This is a genomic window from Shimia sp. NS0008-38b (assembly GCF_040370365.1).
Lineage (GTDB): Bacteria > Pseudomonadota > Alphaproteobacteria > Rhodobacterales > Rhodobacteraceae > Shimia.
Genome location: NZ_BAABWQ010000004.1, coordinates 631,510 through 648,160 on the forward strand (window position 1 = coordinate 631,510; position 16,651 = coordinate 648,160).

Below are 16,651 nucleotides of genomic sequence, written 5' to 3' on the forward strand. Positions count from 1 at the left end.
ATCAGGCGCTGTCGCGTATCAAACGGGCATCGGCATCCAGTTGGACACTTGGCTCATGTGGTGTGGCGGCAACGGCCCGCTGCACAGCGTCCTGCTGAGTGTTCATCAGATCCACAACCTGCATCGCGCTGTGAATGCCATCTTCATGAAATCCATGGCGATTGTAGGCGCCTGCAAACCACGTGTTATTGAGCCCCTGCATGCCGCGTATTTCAGCCTGAGCTTTCAAAGCGGCCTTGTCAAACACCGGATGTGAAAAGGTGACGTCGTCATAAATCGAGTCTTGCGCAATGGGTTGCGTCGGATTGAGCGTCACAAACAACGGGTCGCTTTCGTCGATATTCTGCAGCCTGTTCATCCAATAGGTCACCCCGATGGCGCCATTTTGTGACCGGTAGGCCCAGCTGGACCAGCATTTCTTGGTATGCGGCATGACGCTCGGATCGCAGTGCAGAACCGCGCGGTTGGGTTGATAGCGAATTGCTCCCAACGCAGCACGCTCTGCCGCAGTTGCTGTTGATCCCAAAATAGCCAACGTCTGATCGGAATGGCAGGCAAAAATGATCTCATCAAACGTTTCCGGTGTGGCGTCGCCTGATGTGACTGTGACCCCCGGCAAGCCTTGCTCGCCCTGAAGTCCGCGCGCAACATGGCTTACGGGCGTGTTGAGGTGAATGGTACAGCCGCGTGCCCGCAATGCCGTCTCAAGGCGACGCACATATTCAATGCTACCGCCATCCACTGTCCACCATTGATGCTGCTTGTTGCCCGCCAGAAGCGCGTGGTTTTTGAAGAACTGCACCAAAGACTTCGCTGGAAACTGATCCACTTCCGTCGTCGGCGTCGACCAAATTGCGCCACACATCGGCAGCAGATAGTAGTCTCGAAACCAGTCTCCAAGCCCGAGCTCTTGCACCAGCTCGCCAATGGTTTTGTCGTCGTTTTGAGCCGCAGCCTCTGCCTGTTTTCCAAACCGCAGAATATCGGCAATCATTCCGTAAAACTTGGGACGCAACAAATTGCGTTTCTGTGCTGCAATGGCCCCAAGCGTGCTCAATCCGTATTCCATCCAACCGCTGTTGATACTGGCGCCAAAGCTCATCTCGCTTTTGACAACGGGCACATCCAACTCGTCAAAAAGCTGAGTCAGATATGGGTAGGTCGCGTAGTTGAACACGATGAACCCTGTGTCGACAGGCTGCGTGCCGTTGCGCCCTGCCATCACCGTGCGCGCATGCCCACCGAGGCGGTTGTCAGCCTCAAAAAGAGTCACATCGTGAGTTTCAGCCAGTGCATAGGCCGCCGACAAGCCCGAAATCCCGGAACCGACAATGGCAATCTTGCGGCGTGCATTTGGTGACTGATCAAACATGGGTCTCTCTTTTTTCTGATCGTTTGAAAGGAATTACGTCCCGAGACCATGGTTGGTTCACTTTGCGTAGCGGCCATTTTGCCACCTCGATCAGGGGGGACCAAATAACACAGATTGTCAGCGGGTTTTGTGATCTGAGGTACACACGCTATCGTATCTATACCATGACGTTTGAACACATACAGGGCCATACGACCCACGCCCGACGTGGCGCGCTGAAAAACGCGTTCCGCTATGGCGTGGATTTCGTTTTGACGGAAATCGGTCACGACCGCCCGCCTGCCCTGTTGTCCCGCAACGCATTCAACCTATGGTCGTTGTGGGACCACCGACATGGTGGCGTGCGCGACAAAGGCCACGGGGTGGCATGGTTTCGCGACTTGCTTCAGGCGCGCGGGTTTCCTTTGAAGAGCGCGCGACTGATGCTGCTGACTCAGCCCAGCTTTCTCTGGTTTCACTTCAACCCGGTGAGCTTTTGGATTGCCATGATCGATGATGCGCCTTGCGCCTTTGTGGCTGAGGTGAACAACACCTTTGGTGACCGCCATTGCTATTTCTGCGCGCATGAGGACTTCCGGCCTATCTTGCCTGCTGATGAACTCTGCGCTGAAAAACTCATGCATGTGTCTCCTTTTCAGGTTGTGTCTGGCACCTACCGGTTTCACATCGCCCTGCCCCCAGACAGGGTGCGCATCCGCATCGCTTATGAACGAGGCGGCGAAGGTGTGATTGCCACGCTGACGGGGCCGCGCAAACCGGCCAGCAACCGCAGCCTTCTGTGGGCCGCCATCCGCCGACCGCTGGGGTCGGCGAGGGTGGTTGCGCTTATCCATTGGCAAGCGGCAATCTTATGGGCCAAAAGAGCGCCATTTCTCAAAAAACAACCCGCACCCGATACGCTTTTGTCAGAGAGCGTGCCGCAGAATCCTCAATCGGCGCAGACCCAATGACAGATTTCGCAGGCAAAACCTTCTGGCTTGTGGGGGCCAGCGAAGGATTGGGGCGCGCCCTTGCGCAACAGTTGAGCGCGAAAGGCGCACATCTGGTCTTATCTGCCCGCAACGGCGCACGATTGGCCACGCTTGCGGCCACGCTGCCAAATGCGCGGGTGTTGATTTTGGACGTTACAGATACGGCGGCGGTTGAAGCCGCTGCAAAGTCTATCGGACCTATAGATGGGCTCATTTACAATGCTGGCGCCTATGTCCCGATGTCGACCAAAGACTGGAACAAGGAGGCCGCGCTCACTTTGGCAGATGTGAATTTCATGGGAGCGCTGCGTGTTTTGGGCGCGATCTTGCCGGGTTTTGTGGCACGCAACGCAGGCGACATAACCTTGGTGGGCTCACTTGCAGGGTATCGAGGATTGCCAAAAGCCATTGGCTATGGCGCCAGCAAAGCCGCCATTGTCAGCCTCGCGGAAACCATGCGCCACGATCTCAAGGATACGGATGTAACCGTACGTTTGGTCAATCCTGGCTTCATCAAAACGCGACTGACGGATAAGAACACATTTAAGATGCCGATGCTGATGACTCCAGATCAGGCAGCAGGCCACGTTGTGCGGGCGATGAGCAAAAGACGCTTTCGCACGGATTTCCCGCGCCCCTTCTCTTGGGTTCTGCGTGTCGTTCAATACATGCCAGATTGGGTTGTTTACCGCGGTAAGTAGCGTCCCGCAGTCCTGCGCGCTCACCCGCGAGCAACGGATCGAGCGCTGTTTCGCGCTCAGATCCGGAAAATTGGCTGCAACAGACGCGGCATAAACGCGTTGAAACGCAAGCGGGCATCCGTCGCAGCAAGACAAATGCAAGGAGACCCCGGAGCCGCCACAGGGGTATGCTCCAGTGTTTCATCCGCCATTTCGACATCCCCCACACCGAAGGTGCCGGTTTCATCGCTGAAGCTGCCTTGCAACACCAGCGTCATCTCAAGCCCATTGTGACCGTGATCGGGCACAGCTTGTCCCGGCGGAATATACAAAAGCCGCACGCTGCCGTGCTTGTCCGATGCCAGAATGTCCTGACGCACACCCATTCCCAGCGTCTTCCAACGCGGTTCCGCACCTTTAAGGAGCGCCATCACAGGCGCCGGATAAGGGCTTGAGCCATGAAAGCTCGGGGTCTCGGGAATGGGATCATCCAACATCGCCATCACCGAGGTTTTCATCGCAACAGGAACGTCTGCGGCGCAAGCGTCTTCCAACACAAGACCACCCACGGTTTCATGGGCCTCCACCACAGCACGGCTTTCCTCAGACAGGGAAATATGCGCGGCCACGACAACTGAAAATGCGTGTGGCAAGGTGCCAGTGGCATATGCAGCAAGCATCGGTTCGGGAATATGATGGCGGATAGCTGTCATTCGCTCAGGTCTTTCAACTCGTGCCTTAGGCGCTGAAGGCCAAGGCGTATGCGTGATTTGATGGTGCCGAGTGGCAGGCCAGTCTGTGTGCTGATCTCCTGATGGGTCAGCTCCCCCAGATAGGCCTTTTCGATCACCTCCCGCTGGTCCGGTCTTAATTTTTGTAGCGCTTTGCGCAATTGACCGGTTTCTTCTTGCATGGCCACGATTTGGCTAGCATCGGGCTCAGCCTCGGGCTCTTCTTTTAGTGCTTCCGGCATCGGCCGGTTCTCTTTACGCGCCACGTCGATCTGACGGTTGCGCACAATCTGATAGACCCACGCCGACACTTGAGCGCGGTGGGGGTCAAACATATGCGCCTTGCGCCACAAGGTGAGCATGACGTCCTGAACAATCTCTTCGGCCTGCGCCGCGGAGGTCCCGTTGCGCATCACAAAGCCCTTCAGGCGTGGCGCGAAATGGTCAAACAGCCGCGAAAAGGCCGCCTTGTCTCGATCATCGCGCACTGCGATCATCCATTGTGTTTCTTGGGTGGGCACTGCTTTGGCCTGCGTCACATACGGACTTTCTTTTTTACGCGATCTCACAGCAGTGTGCCGGGCGCGGGGTTTATCAAGCGTTGCAGTTACCATATCCTCATTACGCGCGTTTGCGCAAAGCGGATCATACCTTCTCGGAAAAATCTTTGAATTTTCTCACAGCCCTTCGGCACGGCATTTGTCGTAAGGGCGCTGTCCGCCCATACGACAAAGATATTTTCGCCAGAAAACAGCTGCAAAGCATGGGAGGTGTTGCGAAAAAGAACATCCGAGCCTGAGGCAGAAACCGTTGCGGACCGCTTCGAATTTATGAGCTACTTTCCAAGTGCCCCAACTCCGTTAGGACCCGTTTGGCCACGCGGAAACACTCCAGCGACTGAGGCACTCCGCAGTAGATCCCAACGACGTGAATGATCGAACGTACTTCGTCAGCACTGACACCATTGTTCAGCGCGCCTCGAAGATGGATCTCCCATTCTGTCATTTTGCCCAGCGCAGCAATCATGGACAGGTTCATCATAGAGCGGGTTTTGGCATCAATTGTTTCGTCGCCCCAGCCAAAGCCCCAACACCAAGCCGTCATCGCTTCCTGAAATGGACGGTTGAAATCGTCCGCCGCATCCAGCGCTTTCTCCACATATTCCGCACCCAACGTCGCTTTGCGCGCCGCAAGACCTTTGAGGAACATCTCTTCATCCATGCTCATGTCGTGCCCTTTCAGTCTGTTCAAAATCCCCGGCGCACCGGGCTCTTTGACATGCTAAGGTGCAGAGGTCCGCTTGCCCAAGGGCTTTTCGACATTTGACAAAAGAAACGCGGCTTTAGTCCAATGAGCGGCGCAATAAACAATGCTGAACACGCCCCGGGAAATCACTGACAATCCCATCCACACCGATATCGATCATGCGGTTGATTTCCCGCACACCGTTGACCGTCCAGGCGTTGACCAAAAGGCCAAGATCATGCGCCTCTGTGACCAAGTCTTGGGTCACGTCGAGGAAAAACGGGCACCACATCTGACCGCCGGCATCAGCCACAGCCTGAGGAAGTGACACCTTTAGTTGCGTCAAATCCGGCATCACAGTGCGATCCGCTGTTTGCGGCGTGTCAGACATCGGTTTGGGCAGATACGACAGATAAGAGGTCGGCAGGTCTGGGGCCTGCGCGCGACACTCATCCAAAATCGCCCAATCAAAACTGTGCATGGCCACACGATGCGCAACACCCGCCGCGCGTACTTCTTTGATCACGGCGGCCGCCATATCGTGGCGTTCTTGTGCCATGTCCGCGGCGTTTGGATCGGTTTTCATCTCGATAAACAGATGCAGCCCTGACTGCTCAGGCGCGGCCGTGAAAGCCAGAACCTCAGCCAAGGTTGGCACTTTGGCCGTTGGCAACGTCGCCTGATCGTCAAAACGCCGACCGTAGTCGGTGCCCCGGTTCGCAGCGCCAATGTCACAAGCCATCACTTCGGCCAGTGTCAGCTCCGACACCCAAGGCCCCGGATCCGGCAGCCAATGCCCATCCCCGCCGCGCGCCAAAGACCCGTCCAGCGTGTGGTTGTGTACCACAACCGGCACGCGGTCTTTGGTCATCACCACGTCAAATTCTATAGAGGCAACACCGATCGTCTGACAGAAGGCGAAGCTTTCCATTGTGTTTTCCGGCAGCACGCCACGCGCGCCGCGATGACCCGACACTCTTGGTCCCGCCGATGTCGCGCGGAATCCGTCCAACTGTACAAACTGGCTCATCACCCGATCCGTTTTTGCGTATCCGGCGCAAAGAAATGCAAACTTTCCGCCGGCGCCTCAAATTGCATGACGGTGCCTGACTCTGCGACCACGTGGCCGGGCAGGCTTACCACCATCTCCGTGTCAGTACCGTCCAACACACCGTGCAGCAAGGTGTTGGCCCCCAATTGTTCCATCAATTGCACTTGTACATGGATCGCCCCGTTTGGGCTGAGTGCGAGATGTTCAGGGCGTATCCCCAAAACAATCTGGCCTTGCGCATCGCCACCGGCAAATGAAGTGCCATTTTCCAAGGTGACGGTCCCACCGGCCACCTGCGCCGGCACAAAGTTCATCGCCGGGCTGCCAATAAAGCCTGCCACAAACATCGATTGTGGTCGGTCGTAGAGCTCAATTGGTGTGCCGAATTGCTCAACATAGCCACCATTGAGCACCATCAACCGATCACCAAGCGTCATGGCCTCAACCTGATCGTGGGTTACGTAGATCGAGGTCACACCCAGTTTTTGCTGCAGCTTGCGAATTTCAAGACGCATCTGCACACGCAACTTGGCGTCAAGGTTGGACAGCGGCTCGTCAAACAAAAAGACCTGTGGATCGCGCACAATCGCGCGGCCCATGGCCACACGTTGGCGTTGACCACCAGACAGCTGGCGCGGTTTGCGCTCCAGATATTGACGGATTTCCAGAATGTCAGCCGCTTCTTCAACCCGACGGTCAATCTCCGCTTTGCTGATTTTGCGAATTTTGAGGCCATACGCCATGTTTTCGCGCACCGACATATGCGGATACAAAGCATAGTTTTGAAACACCATTGCGATGTCTCGATCGGCTGGTTCGAGATCGTTCACGGTCCGGTCGCCGATGTGAATGTCTCCGCCGGTGACGGTTTCCAGCCCCGCCACCATGCGCAGTAGCGTGGATTTGCCACAACCGGATGGTCCGACGATCACAACAAACTCGCCGTCCGCGATTTGGCCGTCAATCTGATGAAGCACCTCTGTGTCGCCATAGGCTTTCACAAGGTCTTTAAGTGTAATGGTTGCCATGGTGGTTTGCCTATTTGTCTGTCTCTGTCAGCCCTTGCACGAAGAGCCGTTGCATTCCGATCACCACAAAAACAGGTGGGATCATCGCCAAAAGTGCGGTCATCATGATGATGTGCCATTCCGGCGCTTGTTCTGCCGCCTCAAGCATTTCTTTGATGCTCATCACAATGGTGGTCATGTCGGTATCCGTCGTGATCAACAACGGCCAGAGGTACTGGTTCCAACCGTAGATAAACAAGATCACAAACAGCGCAGCGATGTTGGTGCGGCTGAGCGGGATCAGGATATCCCAAAAGAACCGCATGGGCCCTGCCCCATCGATGCGCGCGCTTTCCAGCATCTCGTCTGGCACCGTCAGGAACACCTGACGGAACATAAACGTCGCCGTGGCAGAGGCGATCAGCGGAACAGACAAACCCCAGTAGCTGTTGAGCATGCCGAGATTTGCCACCACTTCAAAGGTGGGCAAGATGCGCACCTCAACCGGCAACATCAGCGTGATGAAGATCATCCAGAAGAAGCCCATGCGGAACGGGAACTTGAAGTACACAATCGCAAAAGCCGATAGAAGCGAGATGGAGATCTTGCCAAAGGCAATCATCAAAGCCATCGCCATCGAGTTCAGCAACATCCGCCAAACGGGCGCGCCGGAAGAACTCGATAGGCCCGTGCCAAACAGAGTCTCTTTGAAATTGGACCAGAAATACGGCCCCGGCAGCATCGGGATGGGGGCTTGGGTCATGCGCACCGCGTCATGGGTGGCCGCCACAAAGGTGATCCAGATCGGCAACGCAACGATGGCGATACCGAAAAGCAGCACAAAATGGGACACCAATGTGAGGATGGGACGATTTTCAACCATCAGTATTCCACCTTTCTTTCAACATAGCGGAATTGAACCACGGTCATGATGATGACGAGGAACATAAGGATCACCGATTGCGCGGCAGAGCCTCCAAGATCAAGACCAACAAATCCGTCGTTAAACACCTTGTAGACAAGGATGGTGGTGCTGTTGGCCGGGCCACCTTGGGTGATCGCATGGATGATGCCAAACGTGTCAAAGAAGGCGTAGACCGCGTTGATGACCAACAGGAAGAAGGTCGTGGGGGAGATCAGCGGGAAAATAAAATCTTTAAACCGCCGCACTGGTCCTGCACCGTCAATGGCCGCCGCCTCGATCACCGACCGTGGGATGGATTGCATTGCGGCAAGATAGAACAGGAAGTTGTAGGCGATCTGCTTCCACGCTGCGGCAAAAATCACAAGCGTCATCGCTTGGCCGCCGTTCAGATAGTGGTTCCAGTCAATACCTGCGAAGTCCAATATGTATGGGAAGATGCCCAGCGTCGGGTTGAACATAAACACCCACAGCGCACCAGCCAGAACCGGCGCCACCGCATAGGGCCAAATCAGCAACGTGCGATACGCCGTTGCGCCGCGCACAATTCGGTCAGCAAACCCAGCAAGGATGAGTGCCAATGACATAGACAGGATCGCCACAGCGGCACTGAACATCAGCGTGCGCCAAAAGCTGTCGAGATAGTGCGAGTCTTGGAACAACAACTCGAAGTTCTCAAACCAGACAAACTCTGTCGACAGCCCAAAGGCGTCTTCAATCAGAAAGGATTGATACACGGCCTGCAAGGCAGGCCAGATAAAGAACACAAGCGTGATGAGGATCTGAGGGGCCACCAGCAGAAAAGGCAGCACCGAAGACGGGAAATGGACGCGTTTAAGCATGTCGCCCCTTAAAAGATGAGGTCGTTATACGGAAAAAGCGCCCAGCAGCTTTACAAGCCACCAGGCGCCAGGAGTTACCCGTCTTATTTTGCTGAGCGCTCGAACTTGCGCAGCAGGTCGTCACCGCGTTTCGCGGCCGCGTCCAATGCTTCTTCAGCGGATTTGTCACCAGCCCAAAGCGCTTCCAGCTCTTCGTTGATCACGTCACGCACCTGAACGAAGTTACCGAAGCGGATGCCGCGGGAGTTCGCTGTTGGTGTGTTCAGGCTCAACTGTTGGATCGCAGTGTCTGTGCCCGGGTTGCTTTCGTAGAAACCCTGCTCTTTGGACAGTTCATATGCCGCTGTGGTGATTGGCACATACCCAGTTTCCTGGTGCCACCAAGCTTGCACTTCTGGGGACGCGAGGTAGGTCATGAACTGCGCCAAGCCTTTGTACTCGTCGCTTTCATGTCCAGCCAGAGCCCACAAGGTAGCGCCGCCAATGATCGAGTTCTGCGGTGCGTCTGCAACAGATGTATCCAGTGGCAGCATTGTCTGAGCGAAGTCAAAGTCAGCTTGCGACACCATGGAGCCATAGTAAGCGGAGGAGTTCATCCACATGCCACATTCACCATTGGTGAACAGCGGCAGGGAGTCGCCGCGGCGGCCAGCATATTTGAACAGGTTGCCTTCAGACATCGCAGCGATGTCACTCAGACGTGCCTCAACAGCGTCGTTGTTGAACGTGAACTCTGTGTCAAAACCGGCAAAACCGTTTTCTTTGGTGCCCATTTCGATGTTGTGCCATGCGGAGAAGTTCTCAACCATGACCCAAGACTGCCAACCGAAGCTGAAGCCACAATCCATGCCATTGTCGACAAGCGCCTGAGACACGGTTTTCATGTCGTCCCAAGTTTTTGGCGCTTCAACACCGGCCGCTTTCAGAGCGTCAGCGTTGTACCACAAAACAGGTGTTGAGGAGTTGAACGGCATGGACAGCAGTTCACCCTCAGGTGTCTGGTAGTAAGAAATCACAGCTGGCAAGAAATCAGACTTGTCAAAATCTTCGCCTGCATCCGCCATCATCTGTTCGATAGGGTAGATCGCGCCTTTGGCAGCCATCATGGTTGCAGTGCCAACTTCGAAAACCTGAACCAAATGTGGGTGCTCTTTGGCGCGGAACGCAGCCACAGCAGCCGTCATGGTTTCGGTGTAATTGCCTTTGTAGGTCGGTACAATTTTGTACTCAGACTGGCTTGCGTTGAAGTCGGACGCCATCTTGTCGATGCGTTCGCCGTTGGCGCCGCCCATGGCGTGCCACCAGTTGATCTCGGTCTGCGCAAAACCTGCGCCGGCCATCAGGCTGGCCAGTGCCACGCCAGAAAATGTCGCTTTTGTGAAATTCATATCTCGGTTCCCCTCGGTGAATTGACTAAATTTCGTGCAAAGCATTTGCTAGGTGCTGAAATAATTCAAGTTAAATATTTACGACACAAACATAACTTAGCGTTATAAACAGCACGCAAACATGTAAAAAATGGAACAATTTGCAGGGATTCGGCCTATGAAATTTCAGATCAGACAACTCGAAGCTTTCCGCGCTGTGGCCGAAAACGGGTCCATCACCAAGGCCGCGGAGGTGCTTGGCGTGTCGCAACCTGCGGTGAGTCGGTTGATGTCAGACTTCTCAAAATCGGTGGGATTTGAACTTTTTCAACGGAGGCGCGGCGTGCTGGAACCCACAACTGACTCCCGCTACCTTCTCGCTGAAGTCAGCCGTATTCTGGACAGATTGGATCACCTTGATGATCTGCGCCGCGACATTGCAGAGCGCAAAAGCGGTCATATCCGGGTGGCCTGTTTGCCCGGTTTTGCCACCAGCCACCTGCCCGGCGTGCTGGTTGATTTCCTGAGCGACCGGCCGGGCGTGACTGTGACACTTGAACCCGACCGCCCCGAACGCATTCTGGAGTGGATCATCGGCGAGCAATATGACTGTGGCATCACTGATGGCTTTGCCGGACACCCGGCAACCGACGCCACGGATGTGCCGATTCGGTCGGTTTTGATCATGCCCAAAGGTCACCCACTGGAATCCAAACCCTTGCTAACACCCGCCGACATCCGCAATGAAAAGCTGATCCATTCCCGCAGAGACAGCCCCTTTTTTCGCCAGCTTGAACGCGCGTTTGCTGACGACGGGGCCGAGATGAATTCTTGGATCGAAGTGCGCCAGTTCACGGCCGCTTGCACCATCGTGGCCCAAGGCCATGGCGTCTCAGTGGTCAGTGCGCTGGACGCTGAGCAATACCGTGGAAAAGGCATTGCCATCCGCCCGTTTGCGCCTCAGATCAACCACCGCCTGTCCATTTTACGCCCGGTCACCGGGAACGCGTCACCGCTGGTGTTTGACTTCATCAAAGCGTTTACGGACAGCCTCGCGCCTTTCACTGCAACACCCAACACCGCGCGATCGCGCAGGTAAAAACGGCAGTACGTCCCCCGCGCGTCAAACACATGCAACCAGAGAGCCGCCCAAACATCGCGTCTAGGTCTCCAGTTTCAGAAAGTAGTCGAAAATTTCAGGCACATTGCCGTCGCCCATGCCCTTTGCAACCGCAGCCTGTAGGTTGCTTGATGTGCCCTCAGCGATCTCTGCCTTGGTGCCCATGTCTTCAACCATCGTGAGAAAGTAACCTAGGTCCTTGTTGGCATTGTTGATCGAAAACCCAAGGTCACTGACACCATCCACCGCATAGTTTTTGCAGAAGGCCATAAACGGCGAGTTGGATGGTCCGGTAGACATGATGTCAAACAGCTGCTGCCTGTCCACGCCTGCGCGCTCTGCCACCGCAAAAGCCTGACTCATGGCGCAAACGCTTGTCATGCCCATGAAGTTGTTGATCAGCTTGGTGACGTGCCCTGCCCCCAAAGCGCCCAGATAGAAGACATTTTCGCCTTGCTGTTCCAGGACAGGTTTGACGCTGTCAAAAGTCGCAGGATCGCCCGCGGCCATGATATTGAGCAACCCGTCCCGCGCATGCGCAGGCGTGCGGCCCAATGGGGCATCGATCATGCCCGCGCCTTTGGCGGCCAGATCTGCGCCGATCTTGCGGGTTGATGCCGGAATAGACGTTCCAAAATCGATCAGCACGCCACCCTCTTTGATGCCGGCAAGAACCCCTTCATCGCCGTAGACAATTTTCTCAACGACGTCTGACGTTGTCAGACAAAGCATCACAATGTCGCTCGCTTCAGCCAAGGCTTTGGGTGTGGCCGCTTCCGTGGCATGTCCGCGATCAAGAACAGCTTTTACCGCCGCTGGATCAAGATCCATTACGATCAGATCGAAGCCACGTTTCTGCAGGTTTTCGACCATGTTTCCGCCCATGAGGCCGAGGCCAATAAATCCGATGACAGGTTTCGCCATGGTGTTTCTCCTTTGGGGAATGGATGTTTTGATAGGTGTTGGGTTAGACAAAATCTTCGCGATGTGGCGTGAAGATATCGAGAAGTGTTCCTGCCTCTAGGCACGTTGCGCCATGTAGGATGTCGGGCTGTTTGTAGAGAGAGTCTCCAGCCGAAACGACATAGGTTTCCTCACCTACTTGGAATTCAAACTTTCCTGAGATGACATAGGTGATCTGCTCGTGAGGATGACTGTGCAGTGCCGCGATTGTGCCAGCTTCAAAATGCACTTCGACGCACATCACATTGTCGCTGTAAGCCGCCACTTTGCGAGCAAGGCCGCTTTGCACGTGGACCAACGCGTTCTGATTGGCGGGAAAGTAGTTCTTTACTGTCATTGTGAGACTCCTTGGCGCACTTCAACTATTGGCGAGCTTTTTCATCACGACTTTGAACGTGTTCTCATCGGCATCGGTGAAATAGAGATCGGCGTCATACCCCTGATCATCCATGAAGTTGAACACCCGCTTGGGGGCGTCCAACCTGTAGGGCACAAGAAGTGTCGCTATCCGATGACGCCGCGCGGCAGGATATCGTGCTGCGAGGAAGGTACTGACAGGGAGGCCGTCGTAGTCGCAGGGATCAACATCTAGGAAATCGGTGGTCTGAGTGATCTCCGGTTTGCCAGCTTCCGACCAAACAACCTGACCATAAAAGCCCGCCTTTTCGCCCGTGTTGCGAAACGAGGTCTTACCAAGCTCGAAACGGTTGTTGGCGTGCAACAGGAAATCGAGGGTTACCGGGACCTCTGCATCCACTTTGTCTACGATGACAAAGTAAGAATTTTGGACGAAATAGATTTCACGTTCCACGCGTGTCACCTCAGGCGAGAGGGATTGATACGCCGGCGTAGCGTCGCCGTGGATAAAGCTGTGCCCCTCCCGTTCTTCTGCTGCCAGTATCTTGCCCGTGGCGGCCATGGCCTTTGACTTGTCCTTGCCCGCATATTGCCCTTTGCCATTGATCAAGATGGCATTCTTGGAAGCCGTTTGCCGCCGCCAGTTTTGGTGCATCGACGAATTGAAGGCCACATAGTGACCAGATTGGATCGCCAAATCTTCGCCATAGGCTGCAAGACAGAAAGAGTTCTGGTCACCGTGGCTGTGGCTGATTGAGCCAAAGGGCGAGGATTTGAACACAAACTGGATGTGGTTGTCTGGATCAGCCATGGCATGTTGGACACCAACCCAACCGATACCTTTGAAATGACGCAGACCGTCTTCTGGTGGCGTGGCTTCAACCGCGGGAAAGTCTGTCTGGAACACCAGCTCGTCAAAATGCGTGTCCCACCATCCCCAATTGTAGAACGCGCCTTCTGTTCCGGGGTTGGTACGTAGGTTCTCCTCGCAATACCATTGATACGCACCCTTGCCTGTGACCCCCGCAAACTGGCGCAGGTTCAGACCGGTCTTGATACAAGGCAGATCACCCTGTGTGCTGTCGTCGCCAAAGGTCGCCCGACGGGTGTTTGGCGCCTTGCAGTAGAGAGGGAAATCACCGGTATTTTGTAGAAAAGGTCGTTTGTAGAGATCGATACCCGTGAACGATTTCAAACGGTTGGCCGCATCAATGAAATAGGCCATGCCCATCATCCAGTAGTTTGTGCCTTCGGCCCATCCGCCGTCGCTGTCCCCCCAAGGTGAATAAACGCCAGAGAGAAATTCGATGCAGTAGTTCAGCCAGTCACGGGCCTCGTCGTCCTCGTCATCACCAAGCAAAGCGATGCAGGCAGGTATCAGGGTGAGCGAAACAGAACGCACCGCGTGGCTGTCATAGGGGAACAGGTGGATTTTCGCGTTGGTGATCGCGTGCTCGGCGATATCACGGGTGCGTTCAAGAAGCGCAGCCCGCACAGAGGCGCGCTCCTCCTCGTCCAACACGTCATAAAGCCAGTCATAGCCCCAGGCCAAAGCATTGCAGACGCGGTAAGCCCATTCATCGGTATAAGCGCGCGAGGTGACCCCCATCGGATCCCAGCTTGCCACTTCCAAAAGCCATTTCTTGGCGCGGGCGGTCATCGTTTCATCGTCTAGGACTTTGCCCGCGACCGCCAAATGCCGGATTGCGTACCAACATTCCTGCAAGTCGATGTAAGTTTGGCGCCAAACGGGCGCAACACGTTTGTGGTCAGGATAACCTGCAGGTTCCTGCATCACGTCGCGAGACATCCATGGGAGTACCGATTTTTCGTAGAACGTTGCCCAAGAGCAATGCGCCGGGTCTTGAGCAACAGCGTCTTTAAATTCTGTCAGGCGATCAGGTGTCATCCACAACCGCGGGTGGCCAGCCTCAACGTCCGCGAGGCGGGTTGTCCGCGCGGGCAACGACACATCTGGCAGATCGTCAGCAACGATAAAACTCCGGTCGCTGCTCCACGTGCTCGACGGCGCGCCAGCCTCCTCATTCCAGGTTGCATAAGACCAGTGGTATGCGCCCGGAGCAAATGCCACATCAGGGGTGAAAAAATTCAGAGGCAGGTTCTCAAACACCTGCGTTTTGCCTTTTGGATAGGCGGGGTCGGACGAGATCCGCAAGACATACCGTGCCTCATCGTCGATCACAGGAATCCATGAGAAACACGGCGGATTCTCAGTTATCTCACTTTGAGAAGTGGGGCCGTATTGAATGGTCAGTCGCCCCGCTTTGGGTTCGTCGAGCAAAGGAAGGAATTGGCCTGACATCATCATGTTCCGTTTGGGTCTGTTACGTAAAATTTCGGATCAAAGGAGAGGGCAGCGCTTGCTGCCTTCTCGTTTTTTGTTGGGGAACATCCGTTCCCGGCGAGACCGGTTGAGGGTCAGTTGTATTGGCGCGTATAGGCAGATTGCATGACGTCCAACACCGCGCTCAGCCCCATGTCTTCAAGCTGCGCAAGGTAGTCATCCCATTCGGCTTCGACCTCACCGCCGCCAAGAATCCAGACCTGCTGACGCTCCAGCATATAGTCGCGGATGCTGCCCCAATGCTTGTCATAGACTTTCTGCTCTTCCGCGTTGAAAGCGACACCGAGAAAATCCGGGATCAGATAGTCGCCTTGATCGTAGAGTTTGATGCCCTCTTGGGCGAACGCATTGGTCCACTGCCATTCGTAGTTATAGTCTTGAAAGTAACCACGTGCCTGAAGCTGCGATCCAACCTGATACAGAGAGCGGTTCACAGGACCCGCATCAAGAAACGCCTGTGTGAACACCGGTTTGCCATCGACCATTTCATACTGCTCACCTTCGACGCCAAAGTTGGCGAGACGGCGACCTGCTTCGGAGAACCAGAAGTCGAAGTACTTCACGGTTTCGACGGCGTGCTCGTTGGTGTGACCAATCGCCCATCCATCCGGCTTGACCAAGATACGTCGGTGTTCCTCAACACGGCGACCCGACGGCGACGCGGGCGGGGCAAACGCTTTGAACTCAAAGCCCTCGATGTCGGCAGACAACCGGTTGTAGCCGCCTGTGGAGGCAAACCAGTCGTGGGTTGATCCACCCAGGTTTTCAGACAGCAAGAAGTCGCGGGCCGATGAACCACGGGTGAAGACTTCTGCATCAATCAGCCCCTCGTCATACCAACGGGCGAGATTCTTGATGCCCTCACGGTACCCTTCGCCAAGGTAGCCATGTGAGACCTTGCCATCCTCTACGAGGAAATCGTGATACGTGTCAGAGCCATGCGCGCGCCCGTCCCACAGTGTCACCATACGGATCAACTCTGGCCACTGGCGGAAGAACAGAGGCACTTCATCCGCCTCGCCATTGCCATTGGGGTCTTGCGTTTTGAACGCCCGCAGGACGTTTTCATACTCTTGGACGGTTTCGGGCATATCGAGGCCCAGCTTGTCGAGCCAATCGGTGCGAATCCAGTAGGCCCGTCCGTATTTGCCGTCCGGCAAGTACGGTATGTAATACATCTGACCATCGGCGGCCTTCACCGCGGCCTCAATATCCGGGCGCTCCGCGTAGTATGCGGCGATGTTGGGCGCGTGCTCAGCGATCAAATCATTGAGCGGGATGAAGGCGCCTTCGGGACCGTATTGGTTTACAAAGTCGCGAATGCGAGACGAGCCCACGATGTCGGGAATTTGTCCTGAGGCGAGCATGAGGTTTAGCGCCTCGGTGCGTCCGGTGTTTTCATCCGTGCGCATGTTGGCGCCCACGGTGTCATTGATCAGGTGGATACCCGTCAACTCCCGTGCAACTTGTTCAACCGGCCAGCTTTCCTCATAGACGGGATAGCGTGCGTGGTTCATCTGGATTGTCAGTTCCAAAGGGTCGTCGACAATTCGATGACTGTCGTCGGCCATAGCAGGCGCCGTAATCGCGCTGCAGGCCAGTAAGGCCGTTCCGATAGTGAGTTTACGCATGATTTCCTCCCTTATGCGTTGGGCTCA

The 16,651-nt window shown here is 55.3% G+C and carries 16 protein-coding genes; 3 read left to right on the top strand and 13 right to left on the bottom strand.

Features of this window, described 5'->3' with window-relative positions; genetic code table 11:
- Position 1: 1 nt before the first annotated feature.
- Complete coding sequence (locus ABWV47_RS19850; RefSeq protein ID WP_353315068.1) at positions 2-1,372, bottom strand: NAD(P)/FAD-dependent oxidoreductase; 1,371 nt, start codon at positions 1,370-1,372, stop codon at positions 2-4.
- Between the two features lie 164 nt (positions 1,373-1,536).
- Between ABWV47_RS19850 and ABWV47_RS19855 the strand changes: the two genes are divergently transcribed.
- Complete coding sequence (locus ABWV47_RS19855) at positions 1,537-2,322, top strand: DUF1365 domain-containing protein (protein WP_353315069.1); 786 nt, start codon at positions 1,537-1,539, stop codon at positions 2,320-2,322.
- A complete protein-coding gene (locus tag ABWV47_RS19860) occupies positions 2,319-3,044 on the top strand; it encodes an SDR family NAD(P)-dependent oxidoreductase (protein WP_353315070.1) in 726 nt (241 codons plus the stop codon). Before ABWV47_RS19855 ends, ABWV47_RS19860 begins: the two co-directional genes overlap by 4 nt.
- Positions 3,045-3,100: 56 nt before the next feature.
- Here ABWV47_RS19860 and ABWV47_RS19865 read toward each other — a convergent pair whose 3' ends face one another.
- From ABWV47_RS19865 to ugpB, 8 genes are all read right to left on the bottom strand, one after another.
- Positions 3,101-3,736, bottom strand: a complete 636-nt coding sequence (locus ABWV47_RS19865) for a ChrR family anti-sigma-E factor (protein ID WP_353315071.1) — start codon at positions 3,734-3,736, stop codon at positions 3,101-3,103.
- Positions 3,733-4,368, bottom strand: coding sequence for a sigma-70 family RNA polymerase sigma factor (locus ABWV47_RS19870; RefSeq protein ID WP_422064380.1), 636 nt, complete (start codon positions 4,366-4,368; stop codon positions 3,733-3,735). The genes ABWV47_RS19865 and ABWV47_RS19870 overlap by 4 nt, the downstream gene beginning before the upstream one ends.
- A gap of 214 nt (positions 4,369-4,582) precedes the next feature.
- Complete coding sequence (locus tag ABWV47_RS19875) at positions 4,583-4,981, bottom strand: carboxymuconolactone decarboxylase family protein (protein WP_353315072.1); 399 nt, start codon at positions 4,979-4,981, stop codon at positions 4,583-4,585.
- A 115-nt stretch (positions 4,982-5,096) separates the two neighbouring features.
- Entirely contained in the window at positions 5,097-6,029 is a 933-nt protein-coding gene (locus tag ABWV47_RS19880) for a glycerophosphodiester phosphodiesterase family protein (RefSeq protein WP_353315073.1), read from the bottom strand.
- On the bottom strand, positions 6,029-7,078 hold the full coding sequence (locus ABWV47_RS19885; RefSeq protein ID WP_353315074.1) for a sn-glycerol-3-phosphate import ATP-binding protein UgpC: 1,050 nt from the start codon (positions 7,076-7,078) through the stop codon (positions 6,029-6,031). The genes ABWV47_RS19880 and ABWV47_RS19885 overlap by 1 nt, the downstream gene beginning before the upstream one ends.
- A gap of 10 nt (positions 7,079-7,088) precedes the next feature.
- On the bottom strand, positions 7,089-7,940 hold the full coding sequence (ugpE, locus tag ABWV47_RS19890) for a sn-glycerol-3-phosphate ABC transporter permease UgpE (protein ID WP_353315075.1): 852 nt from the start codon (positions 7,938-7,940) through the stop codon (positions 7,089-7,091).
- Positions 7,940-8,821, bottom strand: coding sequence for a sn-glycerol-3-phosphate ABC transporter permease UgpA (gene ugpA / locus ABWV47_RS19895; protein WP_353315076.1), 882 nt, complete (start codon positions 8,819-8,821; stop codon positions 7,940-7,942). Before ugpA ends, ugpE begins: the two co-directional genes overlap by 1 nt.
- 83 nt (positions 8,822-8,904) lie before the next feature.
- Complete coding sequence (gene ugpB / locus ABWV47_RS19900) at positions 8,905-10,209, bottom strand: sn-glycerol-3-phosphate ABC transporter substrate-binding protein UgpB (RefSeq protein ID WP_353315077.1); 1,305 nt, start codon at positions 10,207-10,209, stop codon at positions 8,905-8,907.
- Between the two features lie 157 nt (positions 10,210-10,366).
- Between ugpB and ABWV47_RS19905 the strand changes: the two genes are divergently transcribed.
- Entirely contained in the window at positions 10,367-11,287 is a 921-nt protein-coding gene (locus ABWV47_RS19905) for a LysR substrate-binding domain-containing protein (RefSeq protein ID WP_353315078.1), read from the top strand.
- Between the two features lie 63 nt (positions 11,288-11,350).
- Here the strand turns inward: ABWV47_RS19905 and ABWV47_RS19910 are convergent, their stop codons facing one another.
- From ABWV47_RS19910 to ABWV47_RS19925, 4 genes are all read right to left on the bottom strand, one after another.
- The gene (locus ABWV47_RS19910) at positions 11,351-12,232 is read right to left on the bottom strand and encodes an NAD(P)-dependent oxidoreductase (protein ID WP_353315080.1); all 882 of its coding nucleotides are present in this window, start codon (positions 12,230-12,232) and stop codon (positions 11,351-11,353) included.
- A 43-nt stretch (positions 12,233-12,275) separates the two neighbouring features.
- A complete protein-coding gene (locus ABWV47_RS19915) occupies positions 12,276-12,608 on the bottom strand; it encodes a cupin domain-containing protein (protein WP_353315081.1) in 333 nt (110 codons plus the stop codon).
- A gap of 21 nt (positions 12,609-12,629) precedes the next feature.
- Complete coding sequence (locus ABWV47_RS19920) at positions 12,630-14,951, bottom strand: heparinase II/III domain-containing protein (protein WP_353315082.1); 2,322 nt, start codon at positions 14,949-14,951, stop codon at positions 12,630-12,632.
- Positions 14,952-15,067: 116 nt separating this feature from the next.
- On the bottom strand, positions 15,068-16,624 hold the full coding sequence (locus ABWV47_RS19925) for a type 2 periplasmic-binding domain-containing protein (RefSeq protein ID WP_353315084.1): 1,557 nt from the start codon (positions 16,622-16,624) through the stop codon (positions 15,068-15,070).
- Positions 16,625-16,651: the final 27 nt, after the last annotated feature.

Excerpts from the sequence above, each read along its gene's own strand:
- ABWV47_RS19915 (WP_353315081.1), bottom strand. The coding sequence starts at position 12,608 with ATGACAGTAAAGAACTACTTTCCCGCCAATCAGAACGCGTTGGTCCAC.
- ABWV47_RS19875 (WP_353315072.1), bottom strand. The coding sequence starts at position 4,981 with ATGAGCATGGATGAAGAGATGTTCCTCAAAGGTCTTGCGGCGCGCAAA.
- ugpA (WP_353315076.1), bottom strand. The coding sequence starts at position 8,821 with ATGCTTAAACGCGTCCATTTCCCGTCTTCGGTGCTGCCTTTTCTGCTG.
- ABWV47_RS19925 (WP_353315084.1), bottom strand. The coding sequence starts at position 16,624 with ATGCGTAAACTCACTATCGGAACGGCCTTACTGGCCTGCAGCGCGATT.
- ABWV47_RS19860 (WP_353315070.1), top strand. The coding sequence starts at position 2,319 with ATGACAGATTTCGCAGGCAAAACCTTCTGGCTTGTGGGGGCCAGCGAA.
- ABWV47_RS19865 (WP_353315071.1), bottom strand. The coding sequence starts at position 3,736 with ATGACAGCTATCCGCCATCATATTCCCGAACCGATGCTTGCTGCATAT.
- ABWV47_RS19880 (WP_353315073.1), bottom strand. The coding sequence starts at position 6,029 with ATGAGCCAGTTTGTACAGTTGGACGGATTCCGCGCGACATCGGCGGGA.
- ugpE (WP_353315075.1), bottom strand. The coding sequence starts at position 7,940 with ATGGTTGAAAATCGTCCCATCCTCACATTGGTGTCCCATTTTGTGCTG.
- ABWV47_RS19870 (WP_422064380.1), bottom strand. The coding sequence starts at position 4,368 with ATGGTAACTGCAACGCTTGATAAACCCCGCGCCCGGCACACTGCTGTG.
- ABWV47_RS19905 (WP_353315078.1), top strand. The coding sequence starts at position 10,367 with ATGAAATTTCAGATCAGACAACTCGAAGCTTTCCGCGCTGTGGCCGAA.
- ABWV47_RS19850 (WP_353315068.1), bottom strand. The coding sequence starts at position 1,372 with ATGTTTGATCAGTCACCAAATGCACGCCGCAAGATTGCCATTGTCGGT.
- ugpB (WP_353315077.1), bottom strand. The coding sequence starts at position 10,209 with ATGAATTTCACAAAAGCGACATTTTCTGGCGTGGCACTGGCCAGCCTG.
- ABWV47_RS19885 (WP_353315074.1), bottom strand. The coding sequence starts at position 7,078 with ATGGCAACCATTACACTTAAAGACCTTGTGAAAGCCTATGGCGACACA.
- ABWV47_RS19855 (WP_353315069.1), top strand. The coding sequence starts at position 1,537 with ATGACGTTTGAACACATACAGGGCCATACGACCCACGCCCGACGTGGC.
- ABWV47_RS19910 (WP_353315080.1), bottom strand. The coding sequence starts at position 12,232 with ATGGCGAAACCTGTCATCGGATTTATTGGCCTCGGCCTCATGGGCGGA.
- ABWV47_RS19920 (WP_353315082.1), bottom strand. The coding sequence starts at position 14,951 with ATGTCAGGCCAATTCCTTCCTTTGCTCGACGAACCCAAAGCGGGGCGA.